The sequence below is a fragment of the Rhabdonatronobacter sediminivivens genome (assembly GCF_013415485.1).
In the GTDB taxonomy this organism is placed as follows: domain Bacteria; phylum Pseudomonadota; class Alphaproteobacteria; order Rhodobacterales; family Rhodobacteraceae; genus Rhabdonatronobacter; species Rhabdonatronobacter sediminivivens.
In genome coordinates, this window is sequence record NZ_JACBXS010000016.1 from 16343 (window position 1) to 36743 (window position 20401).

Sequence of the window (20401 nt, forward strand, 5' to 3'; positions counted from 1 at the left end):
GCGCCCGGGAAAGCGCCCCCGAGGCGCGCAGGGTGGGTGGGTGGGCGCGGCTCGGGGGCGCTGCCGACACTGGCCAATGCGCGCCTGCACCGGGCGGGCGCGGCCCGCCGCGCCTCTCAGTCTCAGATCAACGGCGTGATATCCCAGACATCGGCCATATAGCCGCGGATGGTGCGGTCCGATGAAAACCACCCCGACCGCGCCGTGTTCAGCGCCGCCATGCGCATCCAGCGCGCCGGATCGGCAAAGGCGGCGTCAACCTGGCGCTGACAGTTCCAGTAGCTGTCGAAATCGGCGCAGATGGTGAAATAGTCATGTCCGCGCAGATCGGCCAGCAGCGCGGCATAGCGCGCGCCATCCCCGTCGCTGAAGGTGCCATCGGCGATCCCTTTCAACGCCCCTGCCAGCCGGGGCGAGGCCGCGATGGCCTTCGCCTGATGCTGCGGGTCCTCGCGCCGGGCAACGACCTCTTCGGCGGTCATGCCGAAGAGAAAGAAATTCTCGGCCCCGACATGTTCGCGGATTTCCACATTGGCGCCGTCCAGCGTGCCGATGGTCAGCGCACCATTGAGCGCGAATTTCATGTTGCCGGTCCCCGAGGCCTCCTTGCCCGCGGTCGAGATCTGCTCGGACAGGTCCGAGGCGGGGATCAGCTTCTCGGCCATCGAGACATTGTAATTTGCGGGATAGACCACCTTCAGCAGATCGCCCGTGACCGGGTCGGCGTTGATCACGCGGGCGACATCGTTGATCAGACGGATGATTTCCTTGGCGCGCACGTAGCCGGGCGCGGCCTTGCCGCCGAAGATCTTGACCCGCGGCACCCAGCCCGCGCGCGGGTTGGCGCGCATGTCCTGCCAGAGCGCGATGGTTTCCAGAATGTTCAGATGCTGGCGCTTGTATTCATGGATGCGCTTGATCTGCACATCGAACATGGCCGCCGGGTCCACGGCGATCCCGGTTGTATCCGCGATCCATGCGGCCAGATCGGCCTTGTTCCCGGCCTTGGACGCCGCATAGTCCGCCATGAAGCCCGCGTCTTCGACATGCGGTTCCAGCGCGCCAAGCTGTTCGAGGTCATCCACCCAGCCCGGCCCGATACGGTCGGTGATCAGCGCCGACAGGCGCGGGTTGGCGCCCAGCACCCAGCGGCGCGGGGTCACGCCGTTGGTCTGGTTGACAATCCGGTCGGGGAAGGTCCGGTGCAACTGGGCAAAGACGGTGGATTTCACCAGCCCCGTATGCAGCGCCGAGACCCCGTTGACCCGGTGCGCCATGATGAAGCTCAACTCTCCCATGCGGACATCGCCGTCTTCCAGGATGCGCACGGGGCTTTCGGGCTGCGCGGCCAGGAACGCCTCTTCGATCCGGGCGATGATCTGCAGATGGCGGGGCAGCACGCGGGCCATCAGCGCCTGCGGCCAGCGTTCCAGCGCCTCGGGCAGCAGCGTGTGGTTGGTGAAGGACAGCGTGTTGCGGGCAAGCGCCATGGCGTGGTCAAACTCCAGCCCGTGTTCGTCATGCAGGATGCGGATCAGTTCCGGCCCGGCAATGGCGGGGTGCGTGTCATTGAGCTGGATCGCAACTTTCTGCGGCAGCAGCTCCAGGTCGTCATGTTCGCTCAGGAAGCGGCGCAGGATGTCGCGCAGGCTGGCGGCGGTAAAGAAATACTCCTGCTTCAGCCGCAGTTCCTTGCCCTCGCCGTTGGTGTCATCGGGGTAGAGCACACGGCTGATGGTGCGGGCAAAGGCCTCCTGCTCTGCCGCGCCCACGAAATCGCCGCGGTTGAAGGCCTCCAGGTCAAACGCCTGGATCGGCTCGGCTCCCCACAGGCGCAGGGTGTTGGCCCATTGGCCCTGCCAGCCGATGATCGGCGTGTCATGGGCCTTGGCCAGCACGGCATCGGCGGGCGACCAGCGCATCCGCCCGTCATGCGCTTCGACCGTGCCGCCAAAACCGATGCGTTCGACCGCTTCCGGGCGCGCGAACTCCCATCCGTGGGGCTGGCGCAGCCAGTCCTCGGGCTCCTCGATCTGGACACCATCGTGAAAGCTCTGGCGGAACAGCCCGTGTTCATAGCGGATGCCATAACCCATGCCCGGGCAGCCGATGGTGGACATGCTGTCCAGAAAACAGGCCGCCAGCCGTCCCAGCCCGCCATTGCCCAGCGCGGCATCGGGTTCATCCGCAATCACCTGCGTCAGATCAAACCCCAATGCGTCCAGGGCCTCCTGCGCGGTCTGCTTCAGGCCCAGATTATTGACCGCATCCTCCAGCAGCCGTCCGATCAGGAACTCCATGGACAGGTAATAGACCCGCTTGGATTGCGCGGCATAGGTCTTGCGCGTGCTTTCGAACCAGGGCGCGATCACCTGATCACGCACCGCCAGCGTCAATGACATGCGGATGTCATAGACCGTGGCATGGGCCAGGTCCTTGCCAAGCGAGAGTTCCAGATGGCGCAGCACGGCCTTTTGCAGTTCCTGAGCAGTCATTGCAGCCTCTTGTCGGTCTGCACCCGTTCGGGGCCAGAGATGTTGGCGCTATCATGCGCGCTATCCGCTCGGTTCATCACGCGCCGGGGGCCGGATGCAAGCGGTTTTGCGCCGCTGCGCCCATATCGCTTGCGGCGCGTGGTGCGCCAACCACAGCGGCGCATGCCCGGTTGTCCCGGCGCAGCGAATTGCTATGTCTAGGGCAACTTCAGAAAGGATCCAGCCCATGTTCTCTTTCCTTGCCGCCAAGACCACCATGGTTGCCCCTGATGCCGCGCTGCCCGGACGCGCCGCGCCGATCCCCACCGCCACGCGGCATTACACCCTTGACCGCCCCCTGACCGGCACCGTCCCCGAGGGCATGGACCAGGCCATGTTCGGCATGGGCTGCTTCTGGGGGGTGGAGCGTATCTTCTGGCAGCAGCCCGGCATCTGGATGACCCGCGTGGGCTATGCGGGCGGCTACACGCCCAATCCCACCTATGAGGAGGTCTGCTCGGGGCGCACCGGCCATAATGAGGTCGTGCATCTGATCTTTGACCCGGCGGTCATCAGCTATGACGCGCTTCTGCGGCTGTTCTGGGAAGGTCACAACCCAACCCAGGGCATGCGCCAGGGCAATGACACCGGCACGCAGTACCGCTCGGGGATCTATGCCTATGGCGACGGTCAACTGGCCGCCGCGCAGGCCAGCCGCGATACCTATGCCGCCCGGCTGCGCGATGCGGGCTATGGCACCGTCACCACGGAAATCCTGCCCGCCCCCGACTTCTACCACGCCGAGGATTACCACCAGCAGTATCTGGCCAAGAACCCCGGCGGCTATTGCGGGATCGGCGGGACCGGCGTGACCTGCCCGGTGGGGCTGAACGCCTGAACGGACGCGCGCTTGACCCGGGGCGGGGCGGCGGTTAAGGGCGCGCAACCCCCCAAGCCGCAGGTTCCGCCCATGCCCACCTATTCCGCCCTGACCACGCTGCCTGATCCCGCCAATGCGCAGGCCCTGGGCGTGGCGATGGAGGACATGACCCCCGCGCCTGCGGGCGTGGGCGTGTTCGAACTCGAGGACGGTTCAAACCTGTGGGAGGTCGGCGGCTACTTCACCGCCCCCCCCTCCGAGGCCGAACTGGCCCTTCTGGCCGCCGCATTCGGCGCCCGCCCCTTTGCCGTGTCCGAGTTGCCGGATATCGACTGGGTTGCCAAGGTGCGGCGCGAACTCACCCCGGTCGAGGCCGGGCGCTTCTTCGTCTATGGCAGCCATGACGCCGACAAGCTGACCGAAGGCCGCGTGGGCCTGCTGATCGAGGCCGCCATGGCCTTTGGCACCGGCCATCACGGGACCACCCAGGGCTGCCTCTGCGCCGTTGATGCGCTGGACAGCGCCGGCCACCGCCCCCGCCGGATCGCCGATATCGGCTGCGGCACCGCCGTGCTGGCCATGGGCGCGGCGCGGATATGGGAGTGCGACCCGGTGATCGCCAGCGATATCGACGCGGTCGCCGTGGATGTGGCGCAGGCCAATGTGACCGCCAACGGGCTGGACGGGCGGGTGCAGTGCCTGGAGGCGGTGGGCTTCGACCACCCGCAGATCGCCGCCGCCGCGCCCTTTGACCTGATCCTGGCCAATATCCTGAAGGGGCCGCTGATCGACCTTGCCCCGGCCATGGCCGCCCATGCGGCGCCCGGCGGGCATGTGATCCTCTCGGGGCTGCTGGAGCGCCAGGCGGAAGAGGTGCTGGCCGCCTATGATGCGCAGGGCTTCACCCTGCAGACCCGGCTGGATATCGAAGGCTGGAGCACCCTGACCCTGCGCCGCGCCGCGTAATTGCGCCCTAACAGGCTGCTGAGAAAGCCGCCCGCCTCCGAATGGTCAGGCACGGGACCGGGAAACTGTTCCTCGGCACGCTTTCCACAAGCCCTGTCCCGGGCGACCAGCCCGGGACGCGCCCGACCCTCCCGCGGGAGGGCGCATTGCAACGCTGCAAAAAGCTCAGTTCATGGAGGGGTTTGGCCAGCATAAACCGCATTAACCCCAAGGTCCCAAAGCGCCCACCCAGGGTCAGGCGCGTCCCTTCGCTCCGGGTTTCGATGCAAGAACAGGAACAGTTTTCCTGACAGGCGCTGTCCAACTTTCTATTTCAGCAGCCTGTTTAGGCCTGATTTCTGCCCGATTCGCCTGTCAGGGTGCAGGCTGAACATGGCCACGCGCCGGACCCTGTGGGTCTGCGCGCGCGGCCTCACCATGACAGCAGGGGCAGAAGCCATGAGCATCGAACAGAAGAACGCCTTTCTGCAACGCCGCGCGCGCATCCTGAAAAAGCACGCCGCTCTGGACCCCGAATGGCAGGCCTTCCAGCGTGAACGCAGGCCCGGCGCGCTGCGCGTCCTTTTCAGCGTGGTGATTGCGCTGGGGGTGCTGGGGTTCGCGGCCAAGGGCCTGTTGCTGGCCTATCACGGCCCGGATGGTTACGCGCAAATCACCGCGCCCCTGGTGCAGGATCAGCCCGCCGATGGGATATTTGCGCAGATCGTGGCCCCGGACCCGGCCACCGGCCTTCTGGCCGATCTGATCGCCCCCTATGTCGGCGTGGCGCGCCCCATGGACATGGCGCAACCCGCGTCCGAGGACGCAGCCCCGGCAGACAGCAGCGACTGATCCCGGCGGCTGTTCCTCTGGGGGGGGGCGATTCAGTGGCACCGCTGGCGACAGCCGCGCCCGGGACCGCTCAGTAGCTTTCGCGCCACTCCTGGAAGAAATCGATGCTTTCCAGGGTCAGCAGCCCGGAAATCAGCACCGCGGCTGCCACGCACCACAGGGCCACGGCCACCACGGTCACAATCTTGAACTTCTGCACGATCTTCGCGTCTGACGGGGCCGAAGCGGGGGTGCCCGGTTCTACCTCGCCGGTCTCGGCCTGGGTTTCCAGCCGGATCGGCAGCACGATGAACAGCACCAGAAACCAGATGATGCCGAACAGGGCAATTGCGGACATGACAGACATCAGATCTGCTCCAGTTCGACCAGGCAGCCGTTGAAATCCTTTGGGTGCAGGAACAGCACCGGCTTGCCATGGGCGCCGATCTTCGGCTCGCCCGTGCCCAGAACCCGCGCGCCCGCCGCCTTCAGCCGGTCCCGCGCGGCCAGGATATCCTCGACCTCATAGCAGATATGGTGGATCCCGCCCGCGGGGTTCTTTTCCAGAAACCCGGCAATGGGGCTGTTCTCGCCCAACGGATACAGCAGCTCGATCTTGGTGTTAGGCAGGGTGATGAACACCACGGTCACGCCATGGTCGGGCTCATCCTGCGGCGGGCCGACCTCGGCGCCCAGGGTGGCGCGATACTGCTCCGCCGCCGCCTCAAGGTCCGGCACGGCAATGGCGACATGGTTCAACCGACCGATCATGCGCGTCTCCTCTCACGGGTGTGGACGGGGTTATGACGGCTACGGGCCGCGCATGCAAGCCGCGCCCCCCTGTGCGTTAACGTCACATTAGCGAGAATCGTCTGTCATGGCGCAGGATCGTGGAAGGAGATTGCAGAATGCCCCTGACGCAAGGTACAGCCCAACCCGCCCGCTGGCACAGGGGCGCCCCCCACAGCCCAACCGTCCCGTCGGCCGAGGGGCAGGCCAGGATGCCCGGCTGCACGGTCCTGGTGGTCGAAGACAGCCGCTTCAGCGCCGATGCCGTGCGCATGTTTCTGCGCGCCAGCGGGGCGCGCATGCGCCGGGCCGAAACCCTTTGCGATGCCCGGCGCCATCTGCTCCTGTACCGCCCCGAGGCCGTGATGATCGACATGGGCCTGCCCGATGGCTCGGGCGCGTCACTGATCGCCGAATTGCGCGCCCGGCAGGGCATGGGCGTCCATGTCGTCGCCACCTCGGGGCACCCGGAGCTGGAGCATCTCGCGCTCGAAGCCGGGGCCGATGTGTTCCTGCCCAAGCCCCTTGAAACGCTGGCCGAATTCCAGAGCGCCTTTGAACCCGTCATGCCCTGGCTCTGCGCTGCCCTGACCGCGCAGGACCGGGCGCTGCCCCGCCCGGACCCGCTGGCGCTGCGCGATGACTTTGCCCGCGCCGCACGGGCATTGTCCCGCGCGGCCGATGACGAAACCCTGTCCTACACAAGCCGTTTTGTCGGCGGTCTGGCCCGCTGCACGGGTGACACCGCCCTGCGCGCGGTGGCCGAAGCGGCCGAGCTGACAAACCGCAGCCAGATGCTCGTCCGTGCCCTGCAGGCGCGGATCGACACGCAACCGACCCTGTAGATCATGCACGGTTGCCATGATCGCGGTTGCACAGCGGCGCCAGGGGCCTAGCGCCGGTTGGGGCAAGTGGTGGCGCAGACTGCCGGGGACTGCCCGGGGACGTGCCCCGCCGGATCAGCCCCGGCGCAGGAACAGATACAGCGGCAGCCCGCAACTGACGCCGATGCAATAGGTCGCCGGGATCGCCAGCAGCCCGCGCCAGTTGCGGGTGCGGATCGATTCGATGATCACCCACAGGGTCAGGGTCACGGCGGCCACCGTCAGGTCCCACACCAGCCCCGAGGTCGCCGCGTTGGCATGCCAGGCGTCCACCATGGCCATGATCGACCATTCGTTCTCCATGAACCAGGTGATGAACCAGTACATGGGGTGAATGGTGCCCCAGACGGCCAGCACCAGCCAGAGGATGCGGATCGGGGTCATGGCGGCCTCCTGTCGATGACCTGCGGGAGGTAACGCAAAACCTTCCGGGGTCTAGGGGCGGATGCAAGGATTTCGCTGCAGGGTGCGCTGCATTGACCCACGACCGGGGCGGGGCGCCTGCCAACGGCCGTGGCATCAGGGCGCCCCGCATCGGCATGGATGCCGCGCAGGTAAGCGATGCGCCGCGCAAATCTGCAACCCGGCAGGCAGGGTCACCGCCCTGAGCCCGCCATGCCGCGCATCAGGGTCCGCGCGGGCGGCAGGTCCAGGCCGCTGCCGGGTGTTTTACGCCGACCGGCGCCGGCGGCTGCTGCAATCGCGGCGGATCTCACGATCCAGAAGGCCGGTCTTCACCAGCATGCAGCGGTTGCGCGCCTCATAGTAATAGCCGCGGGCATACCACATGACGGCGGCGTCGATATCGCCATCGGCCACCAGCCAGGCCCCGCGCAGATAGCGGCCCGCGTAGCGCAGGTTCACCTCGGGGTCCAGAAGCTCGGGCGGGTTGCCGCGAAAGCCCATGGTGCGGGCGGTCTGCGGCAGTATCTGCATCAGCCCCCAGTAGGGTCCGTTGCGCGCATGGGCGCGGTAGTCGCTTTCGCGCTGGATCACCCGGTGCAGCAGGCGTTCGGGGATGCCATGTTCCCGGGCCGCGCGGCGGATCATCTGGCGCATCTGCTGGGTTTCGCCGGGATAGAGGTCGCTCGATGAACTGGCCGCGCGCGAGGCGACATCGGGGCTGCCACCGCAGGCGGCAAGGGTGGCCACAGCGGCGGCAAGGGCCAGGCGGCGGGCAAGCGGGGTCATGGCAGGTCCTTGTGCAATCTGGAGGCAGGGACAACGCCCAGCGATTCGAGGATCGGTTCCAGCGCGGCGGTGCCGGACGCGGGGCGGTAGTGGCGGGCGCACAGGGTATCGAACCGGGCGCGCAGGCGCTCCTTCTCGGTGCCCTTGCAATCATTCCAGGGGCGGCCATGCAACCCCATTTCCAGCGTGTAATAGGCAATGAAATGTGGGCGGTGGGTGCCGGTCTCCAGCAGCCGGGCATAGGCGGCATCGGCCCCCAGGGCGCGCAATTCGGCGGCGCTGCCGATCCCCGCACGGCCCAGGGCGCTTTCCATGGCCGGGCCGATATTGCGGATCGCTGAGACGGGATCGCTCATGCTGGGGTGCCTGATATGACTGCTGCGCAACTTTATTCCTGCAATTTCAGGCTGCGTCCAGAACCGATGGCGCCTCTGGGCAACTCTCGGGCAGGATTTCGCCCATGGCATGGGCGCTGTGCCCGGTCTTTGCCGCCTGACACAGAACACCCATCCGCGCCCGGGCGACAGGCTGGACGGTCCCCGGCCGGGGATCAAAAACTTCAGCCCGCCGCACTGCAGATACCGGACGCCCGCTCTCTGCCGGTTATCGCTTCACGCTTGCGGTGACATAGTTCACCGACAGGTCGCGTTCGGACAGTAACCAGTCCCAGCGCAGCGGGTTGAAGACAAAGCCCTTGCGGTCCACCGGGGACAGTCCGGCCTTGCGGATCAGGTCATACAGCTCATCGGGGGTGATGAACTTGGACCATTCATGGGTGCCCTTCGGCAACCAGCGCATCACATGTTCGGCCCCGATGATCGCCATGACATAGGATTTCGAATTGCGGTTGATGGTCGAACAGATCATCAGCCCGCCGGGTTTGAGCAACTGCTGGCAGGCGGTCAGATAGGCCAGCGGATCGGCCACATGTTCCACCACCTCCATGTTCAGCACGACATCGAAGGCTTCGCCCGCGGCGGCCATGGCCTCGGCGGTGGTATGGCGATAGTCGATTTCCAGCCCCTGCGCCTGCGCATGGACCTGGGCCACGGGGATGTTGCGTTCGGCGGCATCGGCCCCCACCACATCGGCGCCCAGGCGCGCCATGGGTTCGCTCAGCAGCCCGCCGCCGCAGCCGATATCCAGAATGCGCAGCCCCTTGAAGGGGGCGGGCGCGGACAGGTCGCGGTCGAACTCCGCGGCGATCTGGCGGGTGATATAGTCCAGCCGGCAGGGGTTGAGCATGTGCAGCGGTTTGAACTTGCCGTTGGGGTCCCACCATTCGGCGGCCATGGCCTCGAATTTCGCAACTTCGCCCGGGTCGATCGTGGTCTGCATGGTGCCTCCGTGCCAAATCCTGTATGCTCCGGATGATGGAGCCGTTCAGGCAACTATATAGGGCGGAAATGGATAAATCCTCTGGCCAGAACAGCGCAGCAGGCATGTTGTATCCGCTGACCGATCCGTTTGACCAGCGCATGCTGGATGTGGGCGATGGTCACAGCATCTATGTCGAGCAATGCGGCAACCCCCGCGGCGCGCCGGTGGTGGTGTTTCATGGCGGCCCCGGCGGCGGATGCAGCCCGGCCATGCGGCGCTATTTCGATCCCGGCCATTACCGCGTGGTGCTGTTCGACCAGCGCGGCTGCGGGCGTTCGCGCCCCCATGCCAGCGTGACCGCCAACACCACCTGGCATCTGGTCCAGGACGCCGAGGCGATTCGCCAGACCCTGAGGATCGACCGCTGGATGGTCTTTGGCGGCAGTTGGGGCGCCACTCTGGGGCTGGCCTATGCCCAGACGCATCCTGATCGGGTGGCCCATCTGGTCCTGCGCGGCGTGTTTCTGGGTCGGGCAACGGAGCTGGAGTGGTTCTATGGCGGCGGCGCTGGGCGGTTCTTTCCGGACCTGTGGGCCCGTTTCGCCGAGATGATCCCCGAGGACGAGCGCGGCAACCTGATCGCGGCCTACAACCGGCGTCTTTTCTGCGGCGATATCCGCACCGAAACCCGCTTTGCCCGCGCCTGGGCGGGGTGGGAAAATGCGCTGGCCTCGATCGAAACGCGCAGCCTGACCGGGGCCGAGGGGCCGGCCGAATATGCCCGCGCCTTTGCCCGGTTGGAGAATCACTATTTCAGCAACAACTGCTTCTTCGAGGAAGACGGGCAGCTGCTGAACAACGCCGCGCGGCTGGCCGATGTGCCGGGGACGATCGTGCAGGGGCGCTATGACATGATCTGCCCGCCGGTTGCCGCGTGGAACCTGCATCGGGCCTGGCCAGGCAGCCAGATGAATCTGGTCCCGCTGGCAGGGCACGCCCTGTCCGAACCGGGGATCACCGCCGAACTGGTGCGGGTCACCAACGGGCTGCGGGCCGAGATGTCGGCAGGCTAGCGCCGCCCCGGCACCTGCGCGCGCTCACCCCAGCAGCGCGCGCAGCACCCCGTTCAGGACCACGCGCCCCTGCGGCGTGCAGCGCAGGCGGTCTGCGTGCTGCTGCACCAGTCCGGCTTCGGCCAGCGGGGCAATGCGGGCATGGTCCAGCGGCGCTCCGGCCAGCCGCGCATGGCGGGCCAGATCGCACCCCTCGGCCAGGCGCAGGCTCATCATCAGGTATTCCGTGGCCTGTTCCTCGGCCGGGAGCGGCTCATCGGGCAGCGCGCCGCTGCCCTGGCGCTCCACCGCCGCCAGCCAGGCCCCCGGTGCCAGCGGGGTTGACGTGGCAAGCCGCTGTCCGCCGATGCTCAGCCGCCCATGGGCGCCAGGTCCGATCCCCGCCCAGTCGCCGCTGCGCCAGTAGATCAGGTTGTGGCGCGATTCGGCGCCGGGGCGGGCGTGGTTTGACACTTCATAGGCGGCCAGTCCGGCAGCATCGCACAGGTCCTGCGTCAGGGCATACATGTCGGCGCCCAGGTCATCATCGGGCAGGCCGCGCAAGCCCCCCCGGGCATGACGTGCGCCAAAGGCGGTGCCATCCTCGATGGTCAGCTGATAGAGCGAGAGGTGATCCACCGCCATGGCCAGCGCCTCGGTCAGTTCTGCGCGCCATTGGGCCAGGGTCTGGTACTGGCGGGCATGGATCAGGTCAAAGCTGACCCGGTCGAAGACGGCGCGGGCCATGTCATAGGCGGTGCGCGCCTCGGCCACGCTGTGCAACCGGCCCAGACGGCGCAGGTCATCGTCATTCAGCGCCTGCACGCCCAGCGACAGCCGCGTGACCCCACACTGGGCATAGGCGGCAAAGCGACCCGCTTCGGCCGAGGTGGGATTGGCCTCCAGCGTGACTTCAGGATCGTTCGCCATGGGCCAGGTGGCGCGTATCCGCCCCAGCACTTGCGCGACAAGCTCTGGGTCCATCAGGCTGGGCGTTCCGCCGCCAAGAAACACCGTCTGCACCACGCGTCCGGGCAGCAAGGTGCCCAGGCGGTCGATCTCGGCGCAATAGGCGCGGGCCCAGCGATGCTGGTCTATCCGGTCGCTGACATGGCTGTTGAAATCGCAATAGGGGCACTTGGCCGCGCAAAACGGCCAGTGCAGGTAAATCCCGAAACCCGCCTCCTGCCAGTCTTCGCGCGGTACATCGCCCCCCCGCGCCGCCTGCGCAACCCCTCCGGCGGCGCTTTGCGCCGCCGCGCGCCCCCGCGCGTCGGGGTGGGCGGGTGGGCGACGCGCGGGGGCGCGCATCAGTCGAACAGGCCCGCCAGCAGCGCGGCGATGGCCTGGCCGCGGTGGCTGATGGCGTTCTTTTCGTCCCAGCTCATTTCCGCGAAGGTGCGGGTTTCGCCATCGGGCTGGAACATCGGGTCATAGCCATGACCGTCGCGCCCGCGGATGGGCCAGACCAGTTGACCTTCGGCGGTGCCGGTGAACACCTCGTCATGGCCATCGGGCCAGGCCAGGACCAGGGTGCAGGCAAAGCGCGCGCGCCAGGGGCGCGGCGCCCCCCGGGCGATCAGCTGGCCATGGGTCTTTTCCATCGCCATGCCGAAATCGCGCCCCGTCGGCGTTTCGGCCCAGTCGGCGGTCAGGACGCCCGGGGCCCCGTCCAGCGCATCGACCACCAGCCCGCTGTCATCGGCCAGCGCCGGCAGGCCGGTGGCGCGCGCCGCCGCATGGGCCTTGATCCGGGCATTGCCGACGAATGTGCTCTCGGTTTCCTCGGGTTCGGGCAGGCCGTGGTCGGCGGCCCCGGTCACGGTGATCCCGCGCGGGGCCAGGATCTGGCCGAACTCCATCAGCTTGCCCGCATTGTGCGAGGCGACCAGCAGCGCGCCCCCGTCCAGCCGCCGGGTCACAGCGCCGCCCTTTGCGCGGCCACCAGCTCCGCACAGCCGGCCTCGGCCAGATCCATGAGCTGGCCCATTTCCCCGCGCGAGAAGGTGGCCCCTTCGGCGGACATCTGCACCTCGACCAGACGGCCTGAGCCCAGCATGATGAAATTGCCGTCCACCCCGGCCACGCTGTCTTCGGCATAGTCCAGATCCACCACCGGCTGGCCCGCATAGATGCCGCAGCTGATCGCGGCCACATGATCCACCACCGGGTCAGACACCACATCGCCCGCCTTCAGCAGCTTGTTCACCGCCAGCCGCAGCGCCACCCAGCCGCCGGTGATGGCCGCGCAGCGGGTGCCGCCATCGGCCTGGATCACATCGCAATCCACGGTGATCTGCCGTTCGCCCAGGGCCGAGCGGTCAATGCCCGCGCGCAGGGACCGCCCGATCAGGCGCTGGATTTCCACCGTGCGCCCGGTCTGTTTGCCGCTGGCAGCCTCGCGCCGGTTGCGGGTGTTGGTGGCGCGCGGCAACATGCCGTATTCCGCCGTCACCCAGCCCAGCCCGGTGTTGCGCAGGAAGGGCGGCGTGCGCTCCTCGATCGAGGCGGTGCAGATCACCTGCGTGTCGCCCATGCGGATCAGACATGACCCTTCGGCATGTTTCACCACGCCCGGTTCGATTGAAATCGCGCGCAAATCGCTTAAGTTCCGGCCAGAGGGGCGCATCAGGGGTCCTTTCTTGCAAGCTGCGGCCAGATACAGGCCGGGTGCGCGCCGATGCAACCCTTTACCGGCCCGTTCGTCCCGTCATAATGACAAGGACCCAGGCCCGGGCCTGACAGGAGACCGCTGGAACACAATGACCATCCAGACCGAAGGCACCAGGGTGCTGGAACAGCTCAATGACCGCTCGCGCGAGGTGTTTCGCCGCGTCGTCGAAGGGTATCTGGACAGCGGCAGTCCCATCGGCTCGCGCTCCCTGACCCGCGATATGAGCGAGCGTGTTTCCGCCGCGACCATCCGCAACGTAATGCAGGACCTGGAATACCTGGGCCTGCTGGACAGCCCCCATATCTCCGCCGGGCGGGTGCCCACCAATCTGGGCCTGCGCTTGTTCGTGGACAGCCTGCTGGAGATCGCCCCCGTCGATGACCGCGACCGCGCCGCGCTGGAGGCCACCTTCGGCAGCAATGAACGCGATGTGGGCACGCTGCTGGACCGGGTGGGCACGGCGCTGTCGGGGATCACGCAGGGCGCCTCGCTGGTGCTGTCGCCCAAGCATGAGGCGCCGATCCGCCATATCGAATTCGTCAGCCTGGCCCCCGACCGCGCGCTGGTGGTGCTGGTGTTTTCCGACGGCCATGTGGAGAACCGCGTCTTCACCCCGCCGCCCGGCCAGACCGCCAGTTCCATGCGCGAGGCCGCGAATTTCCTCAACGCCATGATCGAAGGGCTGACGCTGTCGGAGCTGCGCAGCCGTTTTCGCAGCGAAATCGCCACCCGCCGCGCCGAGATCGACGATCTGGCGCAGGCCCTGGTGGAAAGCGGATTCGCCGTCTGGGAGAATGAGGGTGAGCCGCAGGAGCGGCTGATCGTGCGCGGGCGCGCCAACCTGCTGGCCGAAAGCCCCCATGCCGAGGATCTTGAACGCATCCGCCGCCTGTTCGACGATCTGGAGCGCAAGCGCGATATCGCCGAGTTTCTGGAACTGACCGAGACCGGCGACGGGGTGCGCATCTTCATCGGGGCCGAGAACAAACTTTTTTCGCTTTCGGGTTCCTCTCTGGTGGTTTCTCCATATATGAACGCGGATCGAAAGATTGTCGGCGCGGTTGGGGTTATCGGTCCCACCCGGCTGAACTATGGGCGGATCGTGCCCATCGTGGATTACACGGCGCAGCTGGTGGGTCGCATGCTCACCGACCGCGCCCAGGACTGAGGTGAAGGAAAACCATGGCAAACCAGCAGGCAAAGCCGCAGGAAGATCCCGCATATGACCCGGCCGAAGCCCAGGGCACCGAACCCCGGGACGACACCCCGCCGGAGGGGGCCGAGCCGGACCCCGTTGCTGCCCTGGAGGCTGAGCGCGATGCCATGCGCGACCGTCTGATGCGCGCGCTGGCGGATGCTGAAAACACCCGCAAGCGCGCCGAAAAGGACCGCCGCGACGCCGCGCTTTACGGCGGTTCCAAGCTGACCCGCGACATGCTTCCGGTCTATGACAACCTGGCCCGCGCGCTGAATTCCGCCTCGGACGAGGCGCGCACGGCCGCGCCCGGCCTGGTGCAGGGGATCGAACTGACCCTGCGCGAGCTGACCAACATTCTGGAAAAGCACGGTGTAACCCGCATCTGCCCCGAACCCGGCGATGCCTTTGACCCGCATCACCATCAGGCCATGTTCGAAGCCCCGGTGCCGGATTACAAGGCCGGGCAGATCATCCAGGTCATGGCCGAAGGCTTCAAGCTGCATGACCAGCTCTTGCGCCCCGCGCAGGTTGGCGTCAGCTCCACCCCTGCGGGCTGATCCCCGCCACCTGACACAGGTCATCCATTGACGGGCTGGCGCCCGGAGCGCGCATTCTGGCGCGGAGCGCAGGCGCCATCCCGCCGCCTCGCGCCATGCCGAAGGCATGACTTTGGCATGACGCCGCGCCCGGGCCGGTGATCGGGCCGCGACCCGTGCGCAGCCCTGAGCCGCTGCGGATTTGCTTGCCGTCAGGTGCATTGGCTCTCTGATCGCCTGTCGCAACACTGCAGTCATGCGCCACGCGGTTTCGCGCGAAAGGCGCCAACGGCGGGAGTGCTGCGTAGTGCTGCCGCGCGCGGTCGAAACGGCCCGGGCGCGGGGTGCATTCCCAAGGTGGCGAAGCCTAGAGCATCGCCCAGTCACGGAACCGGAAGGTGGTGGTCCGGGCGTTGCGCGGATGGCCGGGGCGCGGGTCGGCGCTCAGGCCGGAACCTGCGGGGCGGCGCGCCGATGTGCGCGGGGGCTGGGCGGGGGGGTTGGGCATTGGACCTCTCCGGGATGATGACTACTGTCCATCAGACCAGACAAACCGGGCGCGGGCGGGGCGGTTCAATGCCGATCAGGGGGCGATTGCGTGCCGGGGCGGTGTCAGGCCTCGGCCTTTTTCTGCCAGCGGCCCGAGTCTTCGGACCAGTATTGCGCCTTGACCCCGGCGCCGGTGAGAGCGCGCCACTGGGCGCGGGCGGCCTCGACCGCCGTTGCATCATTGCCGTCGAACACGATCGCCGCGCGCTCCATCTGGCGGACCTCGCCCGGGGTGATCCGGGCGCCGTCGATGGCCATGAGGTACTGCACCCCATCGGGCAAATCCGCCCCGGTGGTCAGCAGCACCGGCTGGTCGGCGTCATGCGGCCCGCCGGCCCGGCCATGGGGCAGGAAGCTGTCCTCGGGGCGCAGCCAGAGCTGTTCGTCCAGCCAGTCCATCCGCCCCGCATCGGTGCCCCGGACCAGCACGCGCCAGCCCGCTTGCAGGGTCTTGCCCAGCAGCATGGGCACCGTGTCCTCCAGCGAGGATCGCGTGAGGTGGTAGAACATGGCGTGGCCCATGAGGTGGTATCCCGGGTTGCGGCGCGTGCGCACAGTTTCCACAGGGCCGCGCGGGGCGCAAGCCCGCGCTATTCGGCCACAAGCGGGCGCAGGGCCAGACCGCCTTCGCGCGCCAGGATGTCGATGATCGCGCCAACCCCTGTGCCGTCCCGCAGGCTGGCCAGCACATAGGGCCGAGGGCCGCGGGCGGCGCGGGTGTCGGCCTCCAGCAGCGCCAGATCAACGCCCACATGGGGGGCAAGGTCGGTCTTGTTGACCACCAGCAGGTCCGATTTCACCAGCCCCGGCCCCTTCTTGCGCGGGATATCCTGCCCGGCGGCGGTATCGATGACATAGATCGTCAGATCCGCCAGTTCGGGCGAGAAGGTGGCGGCCAGATTGTCGCCCCCCGATTCGATCAGGATCAGCTCCAGATCCGGGATGGCGGCGGTCAGATCGGCCACGGCGGCCAGGTTGATGCTGGCGTCTTCACGGATGGCGGTATGGGGGCAGCCGCCGGTTTCCACGCCGCGAATGCGCGCCTGCGGCAGGACCTGGGCGCGCATCAGGGCCTCGGCATCCTCACGCGTGTAGATGTCATTGGTGATGACGGCCATGGACAGGCGCGGCGCCAGGGCGCGGGCCAGATGTTCGGTCAGGGTGGTCTTGCCCGCGCCGACCGGGCCGCCGATGCCGACGCGCAGGGGTCCGTTGATGCTCATGTGCGAAACAGCCTCACTTCCTTGGTTTCGTGGTCCATGGCGGCCATGTCGGCGCCAAGACAGGCGGTGCCCAGATCCTCCATCCCGGCGCGGGCGGCGCGGGCGGCCAGCGCGGTGATCGGTGGCAGCAGGCGGGCCAGCACCGCGTGCCCCTCGCCCTGGCCCAGGGGGACATGGCGGATGGCGATGGTGACCAGATTGGTGGCAAAGCCCTGCAGGTAAAGGGCGATGACCTGCGCGGGGTCCGGGTTCAGGGGGCGCGCAGCCTCGGCCACGGCGATGGGCAGGGCGCGCGGGGGCAGGGGGCGGGCGGTGATCCGCGCCACGGTGCGGGCGAATGCGGCGCCCTGTTCGGTGCTTTCCTGCAACCGTTCGGCCGAAGGTTGCAGCGCCTGCGCCATGGCGTCCAGCGTGTCCAGATCGGCGCCGGGTTCCAGCGCCAGGGCCAGCAGCACGCCATCCTGCCAGCCCGCGCCATGGTGCAGCACGTCCGAAAGCCAATGCTCCAGGCTGGCGGCATCGCTGACCGCGCCCTGGGCGATCACCTGCTCCAGCCCGTGGCTATAGGCGAAGGCCCCGGTGGGAAAGGCCGGGGACAGCCAATGCGTCAGCTGCAGGGTGGCGCTGTCCATGGCTCAGGCGGTGTGGTGGTGATGCGTGTGGTCATTCCCGTGGTCGTGTGAATGCCCATGGTCATGGCCCATGGTGCGGCCATGGCCATAGGCGCCGCCTTCGGGCGTGAAGGGCAGTTGCGCGCGGGTGATGGTGGCGCCCAGGCCCTGCAACATGCGTTCCAGCACATGGTCCTGACGGATGATCAGGCGGTCGGCCGCGATCTGGCAGGGCGTGTGGCGGTTGCCGATATGCCAGGCCAGCCGCGGCAGGTCGCCGGTGATCACCAGCACCGATTCCTCGGCCGGTTCGATGCCGATGCAGCGCCCGTCGGCCAGTTCGAACCCCCAGAAGGCATCAAGGTTCGTGACCTCGGGGAGGTCCACCATGAAGCCGTCGCCCCCCGCCGTGACCAGCCGCTTGCGCCGCATCAGCCGGGCGTCATAATCCATCACCACCACGTCATGGCAGGTTGCGGGGGCATCACGCAGCAGGCGCGCGGCGGGGGGCAGGTCGGTCATGTGGGGCCTTTCGGGATGAGGTCACGATAGACATGGGCGGGCAGGGTGGCGCGGCTCAGCCCCATGGAGCGCAGCGCGCCATCGGGCAGGGCGTCCAGTTGTGCCAGCGCGGCTTCGCGCGCGGGGCGGTCAATCCCGGGGTTGAACCCCTGACCCTGTGCGGCAAGAAACCAGTCCAGCGCGGCGGATTGCGCCGGGCTGAGCGGGGAGTTTGCTGGACGAAAGCGCATCGGCATCTCCATCAGGCAGGTCATCCCCTCCCTGATACCGATATAGCATGAACGTCTCCTTGCCGCGCCCCGCGCGCCGATCACGATTTGCTGCGGTGCAGAAAGATCACGGGCGGCGGGTTCCCGCCCAATACGGATGCCCGCCATCAGAACAGGAAATACCGTTGTGCCAGAGGCAATTCGCTGGCCGGTTCGCAGGTCAGGACCACCCCATCGGCGCGCACCTCATAGGTTTCGGGGTCCACCTCGATCTGCGGTGTGGCATTGTTGAGCACCATGTCCGCCTTGCCGATGCCGCGGCAGCCTTCGACCGCAAGCGTGTCCTTGGCCAGGCCCAGCGCCTCGGCGATGCCGTCCTCCTGCGCGGCCTGGGACACAAAGGTGACGGCGTTGCGTTCGACCGACCGGCCAAAGGCGCCGAACATGGGGCGCGAATGCATGGGCTGCACCGGGATCGAGGCATTGGGATCGCCCATCTGCGCCACCACGATGGACCCGCCGATCAGGACCATCTCGGGCTTCGCTCCAAAGAACGCCGGGTTCCACAGGACCAGATCGGCGCGCTTGCCGTCCTCGACGCTGCCGATGTGGGCCGACAGCCCGTGCACGATGGCCGGGTTGATGGTGTATTTGGCGATATAGCGGCGCACCCGCAGGTTGTCGTTGTCGCCCTGTTCGCCCTCCAACCGCCCGCGCTGCAGCTTCATCTTGTGCGCGGTCTGCCAGGTCCGCGTGATCACCTCACCCACCCGGCCCATGGCCTGACTGTCCGAGGAAATGACCGAAAACGCGCCCATGTCATGGAGGATGTCCTCGGCGGCGATGGTCTCGCGCCGGATGCGGGATTCCGCAAAGGCCACATCCTCGGGCACCTTGCGGTCCAGATGGTGGCAGACCATCAGCATGTCCAGGTGTTCCTCGATCGTGTTGACGGTGTAGGGCATGGTGGGGTTGGTGGAACTGGGCAGGATGTTCTGGCTGCTCACCACCTTGATGATGTCCGGCGCATGCCCGCCGCCCGCGCCTTCGGTGTGGAAGGCATGGATCGTCCGGCCCGCGATGGCCGCCAGCGTGTTTTCGACAAAGCCCGATTCATTCAGCGTGTCGGTGTGGATCATCACCTGAATATCGGTGGCCTCGGCCACGGACAGGCAGCAATCGATGGCCGCAGGCGTCGTGCCCCAATCCTCATGCAGTTTCAGCGCACAGGCGCCCGCGCGGACCTGTTCATGCAGGGCAGCGGGGAGGGACGCATTGCCCTTGCCCGCGAAGGCGAGGTTCATGGCAAAGGCATCCGCCGCCTGCAGCATCCGCCCGATATGCCACGGCCCCGGCGTGCAGGTGGTGGCCAGCGTGCCATGCGCCGGACCCGTGCCGCCGCCGAGCATGGTGGTCAGGCCGGAATGCAGGGCATCGTCGATCTGCTGGGGGCAGATGAAATGGATATGCGCATCAAACCCGCCCGCAGTCAGGATCTTGCCCTCGGCGGCGATGATCTCGGTCCCGGGGCCGATGATGACATCGACGCCCGGTTGCGTGTCAGGGTTGCCGGCCTTGCCGATCTTGTGGATGCGCCCGTCGCGCAGGCCCACATCGGCCTTGGTGATGCCGGTGTGATCGACGATGAGCGCGTTGGTGATGACGGTATCCATCGCGCCATCCGCCCGCGTGATCTGGCTTTGGCCCATGCCGTCGCGGATGACCTTGCCGCCGCCGAACTTGACCTCCTCGCCATAGCCGCCGCGTTCGGCGATCAGGTCGCGCTCGACCTCGATGATCAGGTCGGTATCGCCCAGCCGCACCTTGTCGCCCACCGTGGGGCCATACATGTCGGCATAGGCTGCGCGGGAAATGCTGTAGGCCATCAGAGCGCCCCCATCACATGCCCGTTGAACCCATAAACCGCGCGTGCGCCGCCATAGGGGACCAGCCGCACCTCGCGTTTCTGCCCGGGCTCGAACCGGACGGCGGTGCCTGCGGGGATGTCCAGCCGCTGCCCGCGCGCGGCGGTGCGGTCGAACTCCAGCCCCGGGTTGGCCTCGGCGAAGTGATAGTGGCTGCCCACCTGCACGGGCCGGTCGCCGGTATTGGCCACCATCAGGCTGGTGACGGGTTGGCTCGTGTTGACCTCGATCTCGGCCTCGGGGGTGATGATTTCGCCCGGGATCATGCGCTTGCCCTTTCACGGATGGGGTGGTGGACGGTGACCAGCTTGGTGCCATCGGGGAATGTGGCCTCAACCTGCACCGAATGGATCATCGCGGGCACCCCGGCCATGCATTGATCGGCGGTGATGACATGGGCACCGGCCTCCATCAGATCAGCGACGGACCGGCCATCGCGGGCGCCTTCGACGACATAATCGGTGATCAGCGCAATGGCTTCGGGGTGGTTCAGCTTCACACCCCGGTCCAGCCGGTTGCGCGCCACCATGGCGGCCAGGGAAACCAGCAGCTTGTCCTTTTCACGCGGGTTCAGGTTCATGCGCGTCC

26 protein-coding genes are annotated in these 20401 nt (G+C 67.3%); 7 read left to right on the plus strand and 19 right to left on the minus strand.

Features of this window, described 5'->3' with window-relative positions; genetic code table 11:
* Nucleotides 1–122: 122 nt before the first annotated feature.
* The gene (locus HUK65_RS09380) at nucleotides 123–2495 is read right to left on the minus strand and encodes a glycogen/starch/alpha-glucan phosphorylase (protein ID WP_179905905.1); all 2373 of its coding nucleotides are present in this window, start codon (nucleotides 2493–2495) and stop codon (nucleotides 123–125) included.
* A 226-nt stretch (nucleotides 2496–2721) separates the two neighbouring features.
* Here HUK65_RS09380 and msrA point away from each other — a divergent pair, with 226 nt between their 5' ends.
* The 3 genes from msrA (at nucleotide 2722) to HUK65_RS09395 (ending at nucleotide 5151) form a co-directional block, all read left to right on the plus strand.
* Nucleotides 2722–3372, plus strand: a complete 651-nt coding sequence (gene msrA / locus HUK65_RS09385; RefSeq protein WP_179905906.1) for a peptide-methionine (S)-S-oxide reductase MsrA — start codon at nucleotides 2722–2724, stop codon at nucleotides 3370–3372.
* 72 nt (nucleotides 3373–3444) lie between these two features.
* Entirely contained in the window at nucleotides 3445–4320 is an 876-nt protein-coding gene (locus tag HUK65_RS09390) for a 50S ribosomal protein L11 methyltransferase (protein WP_179905907.1), read from the plus strand.
* A 438-nt stretch (nucleotides 4321–4758) separates the two neighbouring features.
* Complete coding sequence (locus HUK65_RS09395; protein ID WP_179905908.1) at nucleotides 4759–5151, plus strand: hypothetical protein; 393 nt, start codon at nucleotides 4759–4761, stop codon at nucleotides 5149–5151.
* A gap of 70 nt (nucleotides 5152–5221) precedes the next feature.
* On the opposite strand, the gene HUK65_RS09400 is transcribed toward HUK65_RS09395, so the two are convergent.
* Both HUK65_RS09400 and mce read right to left on the minus strand, forming a co-directional pair.
* Complete coding sequence (locus tag HUK65_RS09400; RefSeq protein ID WP_235441868.1) at nucleotides 5222–5488, minus strand: DUF1467 family protein; 267 nt, start codon at nucleotides 5486–5488, stop codon at nucleotides 5222–5224.
* Nucleotides 5489–5496: 8 nt separating this feature from the next.
* On the minus strand, nucleotides 5497–5901 hold the full coding sequence (gene mce, locus HUK65_RS09405) for a methylmalonyl-CoA epimerase (RefSeq protein WP_179905910.1): 405 nt from the start codon (nucleotides 5899–5901) through the stop codon (nucleotides 5497–5499).
* A gap of 137 nt (nucleotides 5902–6038) precedes the next feature.
* On the opposite strand from mce, the gene HUK65_RS09410 reads away from it, so the two are divergent.
* Nucleotides 6039–6764, plus strand: a complete 726-nt coding sequence (locus tag HUK65_RS09410; protein ID WP_179905911.1) for a response regulator — start codon at nucleotides 6039–6041, stop codon at nucleotides 6762–6764.
* Between the two features lie 114 nt (nucleotides 6765–6878).
* Here HUK65_RS09410 and HUK65_RS09415 read toward each other — a convergent pair whose 3' ends face one another.
* The 4 genes from HUK65_RS09415 to ubiG form a co-directional block, all read right to left on the minus strand.
* A complete protein-coding gene (locus HUK65_RS09415) occupies nucleotides 6879–7187 on the minus strand; it encodes a DUF2834 domain-containing protein (protein ID WP_235441869.1) in 309 nt (102 codons plus the stop codon).
* Nucleotides 7188–7472: 285 nt separating this feature from the next.
* A complete protein-coding gene (locus HUK65_RS09420; protein ID WP_179905912.1) occupies nucleotides 7473–7994 on the minus strand; it encodes a lytic transglycosylase domain-containing protein in 522 nt (173 codons plus the stop codon).
* Nucleotides 7991–8350, minus strand: a complete 360-nt coding sequence (locus tag HUK65_RS09425) for a TfoX/Sxy family DNA transformation protein (RefSeq protein ID WP_179905913.1) — start codon at nucleotides 8348–8350, stop codon at nucleotides 7991–7993. Before HUK65_RS09425 ends, HUK65_RS09420 begins: the two co-directional genes overlap by 4 nt.
* A 247-nt stretch (nucleotides 8351–8597) precedes the next feature.
* Nucleotides 8598–9332 (minus strand): bifunctional 2-polyprenyl-6-hydroxyphenol methylase/3-demethylubiquinol 3-O-methyltransferase UbiG, encoded by a 735-nt coding sequence (gene ubiG / locus HUK65_RS09430; protein WP_179905914.1) that lies wholly within the window; start codon nucleotides 9330–9332, stop codon nucleotides 8598–8600.
* Nucleotides 9333–9400: 68 nt separating this feature from the next.
* Between ubiG and pip the strand changes: the two genes are divergently transcribed.
* A complete protein-coding gene (pip, locus tag HUK65_RS09435) occupies nucleotides 9401–10387 on the plus strand; it encodes a prolyl aminopeptidase (protein WP_179905915.1) in 987 nt (328 codons plus the stop codon).
* 24 nt (nucleotides 10388–10411) lie between these two features.
* On the opposite strand, the gene hemW is transcribed toward pip, so the two are convergent.
* The 3 genes from hemW to rph are packed head-to-tail and all read right to left on the minus strand — an operon-like array spanning nucleotide 10412 to nucleotide 12995.
* A complete protein-coding gene (gene hemW / locus HUK65_RS09440) occupies nucleotides 10412–11677 on the minus strand; it encodes a radical SAM family heme chaperone HemW (RefSeq protein ID WP_179905916.1) in 1266 nt (421 codons plus the stop codon).
* The gene (locus HUK65_RS09445) at nucleotides 11677–12288 is read right to left on the minus strand and encodes a non-canonical purine NTP pyrophosphatase (protein WP_179905917.1); all 612 of its coding nucleotides are present in this window, start codon (nucleotides 12286–12288) and stop codon (nucleotides 11677–11679) included. Before HUK65_RS09445 ends, hemW begins: the two co-directional genes overlap by 1 nt.
* Nucleotides 12285–12995, minus strand: coding sequence for a ribonuclease PH (gene rph, locus HUK65_RS09450; RefSeq protein ID WP_179905918.1), 711 nt, complete (start codon nucleotides 12993–12995; stop codon nucleotides 12285–12287). The genes HUK65_RS09445 and rph overlap by 4 nt, the downstream gene beginning before the upstream one ends.
* Nucleotides 12996–13128: 133 nt before the next feature.
* Here rph and hrcA point away from each other — a divergent pair, with 133 nt between their 5' ends.
* A complete protein-coding gene (gene hrcA / locus HUK65_RS09455; protein ID WP_179905919.1) occupies nucleotides 13129–14208 on the plus strand; it encodes a heat-inducible transcriptional repressor HrcA in 1080 nt (359 codons plus the stop codon).
* A gap of 14 nt (nucleotides 14209–14222) precedes the next feature.
* Complete coding sequence (locus HUK65_RS09460) at nucleotides 14223–14795, plus strand: nucleotide exchange factor GrpE (RefSeq protein ID WP_179905920.1); 573 nt, start codon at nucleotides 14223–14225, stop codon at nucleotides 14793–14795.
* A 346-nt stretch (nucleotides 14796–15141) separates the two neighbouring features.
* On the opposite strand, the gene HUK65_RS09465 is transcribed toward HUK65_RS09460, so the two are convergent.
* From HUK65_RS09465 to HUK65_RS09505, 9 genes are all read right to left on the minus strand, one after another.
* Nucleotides 15142–15282, minus strand: a complete 141-nt coding sequence (locus HUK65_RS09465) for a hypothetical protein (protein WP_179905921.1) — start codon at nucleotides 15280–15282, stop codon at nucleotides 15142–15144.
* A 104-nt stretch (nucleotides 15283–15386) separates the two neighbouring features.
* Nucleotides 15387–15845, minus strand: coding sequence for a DNA polymerase III subunit chi (locus HUK65_RS09470; protein WP_179905922.1), 459 nt, complete (start codon nucleotides 15843–15845; stop codon nucleotides 15387–15389).
* A 68-nt stretch (nucleotides 15846–15913) separates the two neighbouring features.
* Nucleotides 15914–16546, minus strand: a complete 633-nt coding sequence (gene ureG / locus HUK65_RS09475; RefSeq protein WP_179905923.1) for an urease accessory protein UreG — start codon at nucleotides 16544–16546, stop codon at nucleotides 15914–15916.
* Nucleotides 16543–17178: an urease accessory protein UreF gene (locus HUK65_RS09480; protein WP_179905924.1), complete on the minus strand. Its 636-nt coding sequence runs from the start codon at nucleotides 17176–17178 to the stop codon at nucleotides 16543–16545. The genes ureG and HUK65_RS09480 overlap by 4 nt, the downstream gene beginning before the upstream one ends.
* A 3-nt stretch (nucleotides 17179–17181) precedes the next feature.
* A complete protein-coding gene (locus HUK65_RS09485) occupies nucleotides 17182–17679 on the minus strand; it encodes an urease accessory protein UreE (protein ID WP_179905925.1) in 498 nt (165 codons plus the stop codon).
* Entirely contained in the window at nucleotides 17676–17909 is a 234-nt protein-coding gene (locus HUK65_RS09490; protein WP_179905926.1) for a hypothetical protein, read from the minus strand. Before HUK65_RS09490 ends, HUK65_RS09485 begins: the two co-directional genes overlap by 4 nt.
* Nucleotides 17910–18055: 146 nt before the next feature.
* Complete coding sequence (ureC, locus tag HUK65_RS09495; protein WP_179905927.1) at nucleotides 18056–19774, minus strand: urease subunit alpha; 1719 nt, start codon at nucleotides 19772–19774, stop codon at nucleotides 18056–18058.
* Nucleotides 19774–20079 carry an urease subunit beta gene (locus tag HUK65_RS09500; RefSeq protein WP_179905928.1) on the minus strand — a complete coding sequence of 102 codons (306 nt, stop codon included), beginning with the start codon at nucleotides 20077–20079 and terminating at the stop codon, nucleotides 19774–19776. The genes ureC and HUK65_RS09500 overlap by 1 nt, the downstream gene beginning before the upstream one ends.
* Nucleotides 20076–20393 carry an urease subunit gamma gene (locus tag HUK65_RS09505; protein ID WP_179905929.1) on the minus strand — a complete coding sequence of 106 codons (318 nt, stop codon included), beginning with the start codon at nucleotides 20391–20393 and terminating at the stop codon, nucleotides 20076–20078. Before HUK65_RS09505 ends, HUK65_RS09500 begins: the two co-directional genes overlap by 4 nt.
* Nucleotides 20394–20401: the final 8 nt, after the last annotated feature.